Below are 7,257 nucleotides of genomic sequence, written 5' to 3'. Positions count from 1 at the left end.
CTTAGACTGAACCGCAATTCCCCACTCTTTCTCTTTCGGATCATAACCAACAATTGAAAATGTCATGGGAACTCCTCCTCTTTTTAAAAATAGGCTTTGTTAATGAATTTTGTTGGCAATCAAACCGCCTTACCTGATCTCTCTTGTTGTCGTCCCGAATAAAACCCGATCGCATGTATGCATAAATCTGTAATATAGCCTAAAAATTATCCGGTTTACCAAACCGCAATCGCCCCGTCCGTTCGGGACTCAGTTCCTCCCATAAGCACACCCGTCTCCAAATCACGCCAAATAATTTGACCGCGCCCAAATCCGCCGGAATCCACTGTCATTTCTATTTGATGCCCTTTTCTCATCAAGGCTTGTGCAAGCGAAACCGGAAAATGCGGCTCAACCAGCACCTTTTTATCCGACACCCATTGCCACCTTGGTGCATCAAGGGCAGCCTGCGGATTAAGATGAAAATCAACCGTGTTCATGACCACCTGCATATGCCCCTGAGGCTGCATAAAGCCACCCATGACGCCAAAAGGGCCAATAGCTTGATTCCCTTTTGTTAGAAACCCGGGAATAATCGTATGAAATGTCTTTTTCCCAGGCTTTAAGGCATTATGGTGACTCGGATCGAGCGAGAAATCATATCCCCGATTTTGCAGAGCAATGCCTGTCCCCGGAACGACCAAACCAGACCCAAAACCCATATAGTTGCTCTGAATAAACGAAACCATATTGCCCTCATCATCGGCAGTAGCTAGGTAAACCGTCCCCCCGCTCGCTGGCTGATAGGTCCCCGGCATGATCGCCTGCTCGCCGATTTCTGCTCTCCTCCGCGCCCCGTACTCTGCTGAAAGCAGCTCACTTAGTTGGATCCTCATTTCTTTTGGATCAGTAATATAGGCTTTTCCATCTGTAAAAGCAAGCTTCATCGCTTCAATTTGTTTATGTATCGTATCCACTGAATCTCGGTGACTAAATGAGTAGCCACTTACAATATTTAAACCTAATAGCGCAATCAATCCCTGAGTGCTAGGCGGGATTTCCCACACATCATATCCCCGGTAATTTACTTTTATGGGTGTAACCCAATCTGCTTTATACTTGGCTAAATCCTCTTTAGAAAGAAAAGCATTGTATTCTTTCGCAAAGGCAACAATTTTATCAGCTAATTCCCCTCTGTAAAAACTTTCTCCATATGTGTCGCCAATTGAACGTAATGTTGTTGCATGATTTTCAGAGCGCCACAGCTCTCCGATTTTTGGTGCTCTTCCACTAGGTGCAAAGGTTTCGAACCAATGCTGAAATTCCTCACCCATCAACACCTGCTTAAATCTCCGATAGGCATAACCCCAATATTTTCCTAATACTGGGGTCAAAGGATAACCGCTTGCCGCATAGTCAATCGCTGGCTGCAGAACCTCCCGGAAAGTCAGCCCGCCAAATCTTCTCGATAATTCAGCCCATCCAGAAGGAGCACCCGGCACGGTAACCGGCATCCACCCGTGGGCAGGGATTTTTTCATATCCTCTTGCTTTTATGGCTTCAATCGAGATGCTTAGGGGTGCCGGACCACTGGCATCCAACCCATACAGGCTTCCATTTGTCCAAACAAGTGCAAAAGCATCTCCCCCAATGCCATTCGAAGTTGGCTCCAAAACCGTTAAAGCCGCTGCTGTGGCAACGGCGGCATCAATGGCATTTCCACCTTTTTTGAGCATATCGAGACCCGCCTGAGCAGCAAGCGGCTGAGAAGTCGCCACCATGCCTCGCTTCGCCATCACCGTCATTCTTTGTGAAGGATAGGGATGATATAAAAAATCAACATTCATCGGCAACACCCTTTTAGTCATATTATTCTAATTATATCAAATTATTAAAATATATGATTTTTTACAAAAGGTTTTTTAATAGAGTTTTTAAAAAAGGCACAAAAAACCCCGCCACAGGGCGGGGTTCTCATTCTTATTATTATTGCGCTTCAATCAAACCGTAACGGCCGTCTTTACGCTTATATACAACATTGGTTAGACTTGTCTCAGCATTTGTAAACACATAGAAACTGTGACCAAGCATATTCATTTGAAGGATCGCTTCCTCGCTATCCATTGGTTTCAAATCGAAGCTCTTTTGGCGAACCACTTCCAGATCTTGCTCCTCATCTACTGGCGTTCTTTCAGAATCGTCCAGCGTCACGAACATAGCTGGTGCATGGCCCTTTTCACGGAACTTGCGGTTAACCTTTGTCTTATGCTTACGAATTTGACGCTCAAGCTTATCAGTGATTAAATCAATCGCTGCATACATATCATCATGAACTTCCTCCGCACGAAGCACTAAATTCGGCATCGGAATCGTAACTTCCACTTTAGACTTTTTATCTTGATACGTTTTCAAATTCACATGTACAGTTGATTCAGGAGTTTCAGTAAAATACCTTTCTAACTTTGCAATTTTCTTCTCGACATACTCTCGAATTGCTGGAGTTACCTCAATGTTTTCACCACGAATGTTAAAATTCATAAGTGAGCCCCTCCTTTTCATTTACAAATGCTTACGCTTCTTAGGGTCGCCATTTTAGTGAAATAGCCCCTTTCAAAAAGCGCTAGGTCTTATTAATAAGACTATATGTTTACATTTCTATTTTACCCCATAAAACTCCTGCTAGTACAGGAAAAAAGATTATTGAAATTGTCGTTTGTGTGAAGGATTGGGGTGATTATTAAAAACCAGCTTCTCTTTGACGTTAATGTCAATTGATTTGAGAATTAATTATTAAAACATAATTATTCCTGCAAGCTGAGCCACTCACTTTTGTAATAATTGATTTTATGATTCATTCTCTGAATTCCTTGTGAAATACAATTTTTCATTTGGTGACCGGCACCACTACCAGAGTGTACCGATTCAATCGTATTTATTCGCAATCTGCTTAACACCTTTTAACAATTCTTCACAATCATATTCATTCAAACAATCTTCCCAGTAGCCAAATTTCAGTATGGCATCAATGTTCATCGCTGGATTGACAATCTGACTATGCAAGTCCAGAATTTGCCCGCGTCCACTTCCTAATTGAAGAAGCAATGTTTTTTCATCTTGCTGAGCAACTACTTTTCTCGATATTCGAACATTCCAATCAAGATTTGAAGTTTCTAATAGAAAATCCTCCACTTGATCTAATTGTTCACAAAACCACCTTTGCATCCATTTTTCAGGATTGCTTTGATTAATGACATCTTCTAGTGGGATCGAATTCCGTGCTCTGAGTCCGGAATCCGTTTCAATGACGCGGTCAAATGCGGCTTCTCTCTCAACAATATGCTTTTGAAACTCTTCATATTTACTATTATTCCTATTACCCCAAAGCTGTACAAATAAAGCAGGCCCACCATTCTCCTCAAACGTAAATCCTGCCATTATCTCACTATTTCCCGTGCCAAAGGCTTTTTTACGATAAAGGATAAATCGATTAAAATCGGCAATTTCCTTTACTCCCTGATTTCCAGGTTTTACAGTGGCATCACCAAAGCGCTTGTGAAACTCAAGACTAACCGGCTCCATCAATTCACCAAGCTTTTGAAGCGTTTGTTGCATATGTGTCATTACTAGCAAATCTGTATGATTTAATTGTCCATCCTTCACTAATTTCGTCCTTTCTAAAAATAGTAAAAATGCATGAACTAGGGAATCCTCATTATAAGACAAGAGATATTGATAAATATCCTTCCATCTCAAAGTCTTGAAATCTATGTAAAATTGTTGGTTAACATCTTCTATATTTTTCGTACAATAACGCAAGTATATTTCGGAGTATTTACCTTGATCCTTCAATTGACTAAGTACCTTTTCATACCGTTTTAATTGACCAGTATGCTCGGTGGTATCTACCTTATTTTCTAAAAAACAAATACGGCTTTCAGAATAAAACACCATATCCACACGGCAGTTGATCTCATCAGCAAGGGGATAAAAATTTTGTGTGACGACCTGGAAATTAACACCCGGAATATGTAAAACATTGTTTACAAATCCATCGATGATAGCTTGATTACTACCCACTACACCTGCAAAAACCTCAGTTGTAAAATCCTCAAGCGGAACGTTAGTATGGATTTCACTTCTTTCATAAAGACTTAAAAGCTGTTCAAAAATCGACTTCATTTCTCTTTCCATCTTTATTCATCCCCTAATTCAGCCCGCTGCGCTCGTAATATCCACATTGCTCCGTACAAACCCATGCCGGGAAAGCATCCAAAATCATATTGCCACTTTTGTCAAACAACACTTCTTCAATGGCATCTTCATATAAAAGAGAATTACATTTAGGGCAAAGCTTTTTGTTTTTCAATTCAACAGCTCCTCAATCCTCTTTTCATAACTTATATTTTTTCCACAAATACATTATATTCAACATAAAATTAGCAATCATATAGTCTAGCATTTTTTATTTGGCTTCATTCGTTAGTAAAAAACTAGCCCATCAAATCAGCTAGGCTAGTTCAGTTCCTTATTTCCAAAATATTAAGTGTAAATATTAATTAACAATCCCTTAATCTCGCCAACCTTATTTAATACGTCTAGTGAACTGGATTCTTTTTCAAGGACAGTATTAGTTAAATCTATAAGCTTTTTATCCACTTCTTTAACCAATCTGTGAGTTCGAGTCGATCCACGCTGGTTAAAGCCAAAATTCTCTTGAAGTTCCAGTCCGTGATCAACGGCATACTTCATAAAATCCTTCACCATTTTTTTATATTGACGAAGGCTTTCAACCGTTCGAAGCTCCGTTAGCTTTTCGCCCTGCTGTTCAATATCCTTTATCTTAGATTGCAGGATTTCTAATGTCTGTTCATTTTGATTCTTATTCATAACGGATTGAAATGAAATAGAATCCTTCGCTATATTTCCTTTAGAGCCTAATCTACTTAGTATTTCATTTTTCCTCACTCTATTTACTTCCATCGTTTCACACCTTTATTAACGGTTATTCTTTTTCCAGTTCTTTCATTAACCCTAATATTTCCGATATAAGTGCATATAATTGCGGAGGAACGGAATCTCCCAAGTCGACTTCTATCAAATGCTTAAGTAAGGTAGAATTCTCTTGGAGAGGAATATTGTTATTTTGAGCTGATTCAATTAATTTTTGTGCAAATTTTTCAGATTGTTTGGCTTGGTCAGCTGGCGAAAGCCTTTGTTCATCTTCATAATACATATGGGCATAAGATTTTCGGATAACTGGCTTTTGAGGATTCATATTTTAAAATCATATCCTCTCTCTGTAGAAGTTTGTTCTTCAGATGCTGCTTTAGCCTCCGTTGGCGTTTGATTGGTTTCCTGTCCATCAAATAGTTTGATTTGGACAGACCCCACTTTGTATCCTATTTCATTTAACCGCTGAAGGGAAGCCTCAGAAAATTGCCCCGCTTTTTCTGCCAGCCCCTCACGATTTGTATTCAAGGTAATAGAAAGATTGCGATTATTGGCATAGACGAGTATGCCAATATTCCCGAGTTTTTGCGTCTCCAGCACAAAATATAAACTGCAGTTTTCCCAATCAATCCCTTTACCCTTTTTCTGGGAATTCACGAAAACCTTCACATTTTCTATCTTATTATGAAGGAGCAGAGGCAGATGCATGAATAAATTTTGCACACCCGTTGAATCCGGCTTATTTAACAATTGCTGGCCCGTTAAGTTGTTTAAGGCCTGTTCTAATGGCTGAACCGTTCTCGGCTGCCCATCTTCAGCTTGAATCAGCTTCATTAAAGCCGATTTAAGGTTCGTCTCTGTCTCACCCTTTGAAGTACCGGTAACTAAATGGGCCGCTTGGTTTTCATGGATAAGACCCATACGCTTAACCACTTCAAAAACCTGCCTAGCTGAGTTTTCTTGCCCGGAAATAGGTTTAATAGCTTGCTGAAGCTCCTTCAATACTTGCTTCGTTGGCTCCACTTCTTTCTGCAATAAACTTTGCTCAGAAACAAAATGCATCACCTTGGAAATCGATGGCTTGAAACTGATACTATTCAGCAAAACCTTTACCTCTTTAACGATCTCATTAGCTTCTGAATAACTGCCATTTACTAACAGGTCTCTAGCTTTTGCTAATTGCGAGCTTGATGATAATAACTCCTTCTCCGTTCCCATATCTGTGTAGAGCATATAATTGCCTTTTAAAATGGCATTGTCTAATTTATTGATGGTTGATTCTAGCAGCTGTTTAACTTGTGCTGCCGGAATTGGTTTATTTTCACTGAAAAATTGATTGATATGATCCAAATATTTCACAGCTTCGCGCTTCATTGAGTTGAATTCAATTGCCATTTGCGAGAGCTTTTTGGTGATTTCTGTTACTAAAATGTTTTTGGAATCCAAGGTCAATGGTTTAACAGCGTCATCTGGAATTGGTTGATCTTGGGTTGAACTTTCCGAAAGGTGGGCAGGTTCTTCCGTTCTTTTAGCAGATTCAGCAGCAGTTAGTTCTGGTTTCGCGTTCGTTACATTGGGTGCCGACCTTTCACTCTTTTCATTCTGAGCTTCTGATTCGATTTCTAAAGCCTGTAAAATTTGCTTTTCCAGTTTAGGTGTAATCGAATCCGTTTGATCGGTTCCTGCGTCTGTTGTGCCTTGTAAAAAATCAAATAACACACTCGTGACAGGTTTCCCTTGTAATGCATCTTGAATAGCTGAAAGATGGATAGACGTTATTTCTAACTTCCTTTGTGCCAACGCCTGAATCACAGTAAATTTATCTTTAAAACTGCCAGTTCCTTTTTCAATAAACTGTTGAAGATTTGAAATTTCATCCTTCGTTAATTGGTAGCCCTTTTTAGTTAAATATTGAATAGCATCCCTTAATTCAGGGTGAGCCGCTGGATCTAAGCCCATTTTTAACATTTCATTGATTGAACTTTGATTAATAGGTGCCGAAACCGCCTTAACAATAGCCTGTCCTTTATCATCAAAACCAGCGACACTCACATTTAAACGATCATTAGCAGGGATATTTCCTTCAAACTTCACCGTCAACTCTTGCCCCCTTATGATGACGGTTGCTTGGTTATGATCTAGTCTTTCTTTAATAACAGCCTGCACGACTTCTCCAGCACGAAGAGGAAAAGACCCTTCATTGAGTTGTAGAGGCGTTCCGTTAAACAAATGGTTTACTTGCATAGAAAAATCACTCCGGACAAAATGGTCTATTTCTTTTATCGGTTGAAAGGAGGGAAAATGAAGGAGGGATTTAAATGATGTAAC

At 39.8% G+C, this 7,257-nt stretch carries 7 protein-coding genes; all 7 read right to left on the bottom strand.

Going from position 1 to position 7,257, the window contains the following annotated elements:
• Window positions 1-215: 215 nt before the first annotated feature.
• Complete coding sequence (locus tag V7149_RS16260) at window positions 216-1,826, bottom strand: gamma-glutamyltransferase family protein (protein WP_335346653.1); 1,611 nt, start codon at window positions 1,824-1,826, stop codon at window positions 216-218.
• 139 nt (window positions 1,827-1,965) lie between these two features.
• A complete protein-coding gene (hpf, locus tag V7149_RS16255; protein ID WP_335346652.1) occupies window positions 1,966-2,517 on the bottom strand; it encodes a ribosome hibernation-promoting factor, HPF/YfiA family in 552 nt (183 codons plus the stop codon).
• A gap of 384 nt (window positions 2,518-2,901) precedes the next feature.
• Entirely contained in the window at window positions 2,902-4,170 is a 1,269-nt protein-coding gene (locus V7149_RS16250) for a PD-(D/E)XK nuclease family protein (RefSeq protein WP_335346651.1), read from the bottom strand.
• A gap of 13 nt (window positions 4,171-4,183) precedes the next feature.
• Window positions 4,184-4,345, bottom strand: a complete 162-nt coding sequence (locus V7149_RS16245; RefSeq protein ID WP_335346650.1) for a hypothetical protein — start codon at window positions 4,343-4,345, stop codon at window positions 4,184-4,186.
• Window positions 4,346-4,518: 173 nt separating this feature from the next.
• Window positions 4,519-4,959: a YaaR family protein gene (locus tag V7149_RS16240; RefSeq protein WP_335346649.1), complete on the bottom strand. Its 441-nt coding sequence runs from the start codon at window positions 4,957-4,959 to the stop codon at window positions 4,519-4,521.
• Window positions 4,960-4,981: 22 nt separating this feature from the next.
• Window positions 4,982-5,254 (bottom strand): EscU/YscU/HrcU family type III secretion system export apparatus switch protein, encoded by a 273-nt coding sequence (locus tag V7149_RS16235; protein WP_335346648.1) that lies wholly within the window; start codon window positions 5,252-5,254, stop codon window positions 4,982-4,984.
• A partial coding sequence (locus V7149_RS16230; protein ID WP_335346647.1) for a hypothetical protein occupies window positions 5,251-7,257 on the bottom strand: 2,007 nt, incomplete at its 5' end. The genes V7149_RS16235 and V7149_RS16230, both read right to left, overlap by 4 nt.

It is taken from the genome of Bacillus sp. JJ1503 (assembly GCF_036965125.1).
Classification (GTDB): Bacteria; Bacillota; Bacilli; order Bacillales; family Cytobacillaceae; genus Cytobacillus.
Note: the sequence above shows the minus strand (reverse complement) of the source record. Positions and strands in the feature narration are given on the sequence as shown.

Bases quoted from the DNA above. Each gene is read 5' to 3' on its own strand.
- V7149_RS16235 (WP_335346648.1), bottom strand. From the start codon at position 5,254: ATGAATCCTCAAAAGCCAGTTATCCGAAAATCTTATGCCCATATGTAT.
- V7149_RS16250 (WP_335346651.1), bottom strand. From the start codon at position 4,170: ATGGAAAGAGAAATGAAGTCGATTTTTGAACAGCTTTTAAGTCTTTAT.
- hpf (WP_335346652.1), bottom strand. From the start codon at position 2,517: ATGAATTTTAACATTCGTGGTGAAAACATTGAGGTAACTCCAGCAATT.
- V7149_RS16240 (WP_335346649.1), bottom strand. From the start codon at position 4,959: ATGGAAGTAAATAGAGTGAGGAAAAATGAAATACTAAGTAGATTAGGC.
- V7149_RS16260 (WP_335346653.1), bottom strand. From the start codon at position 1,826: ATGAATGTTGATTTTTTATATCATCCCTATCCTTCACAAAGAATGACG.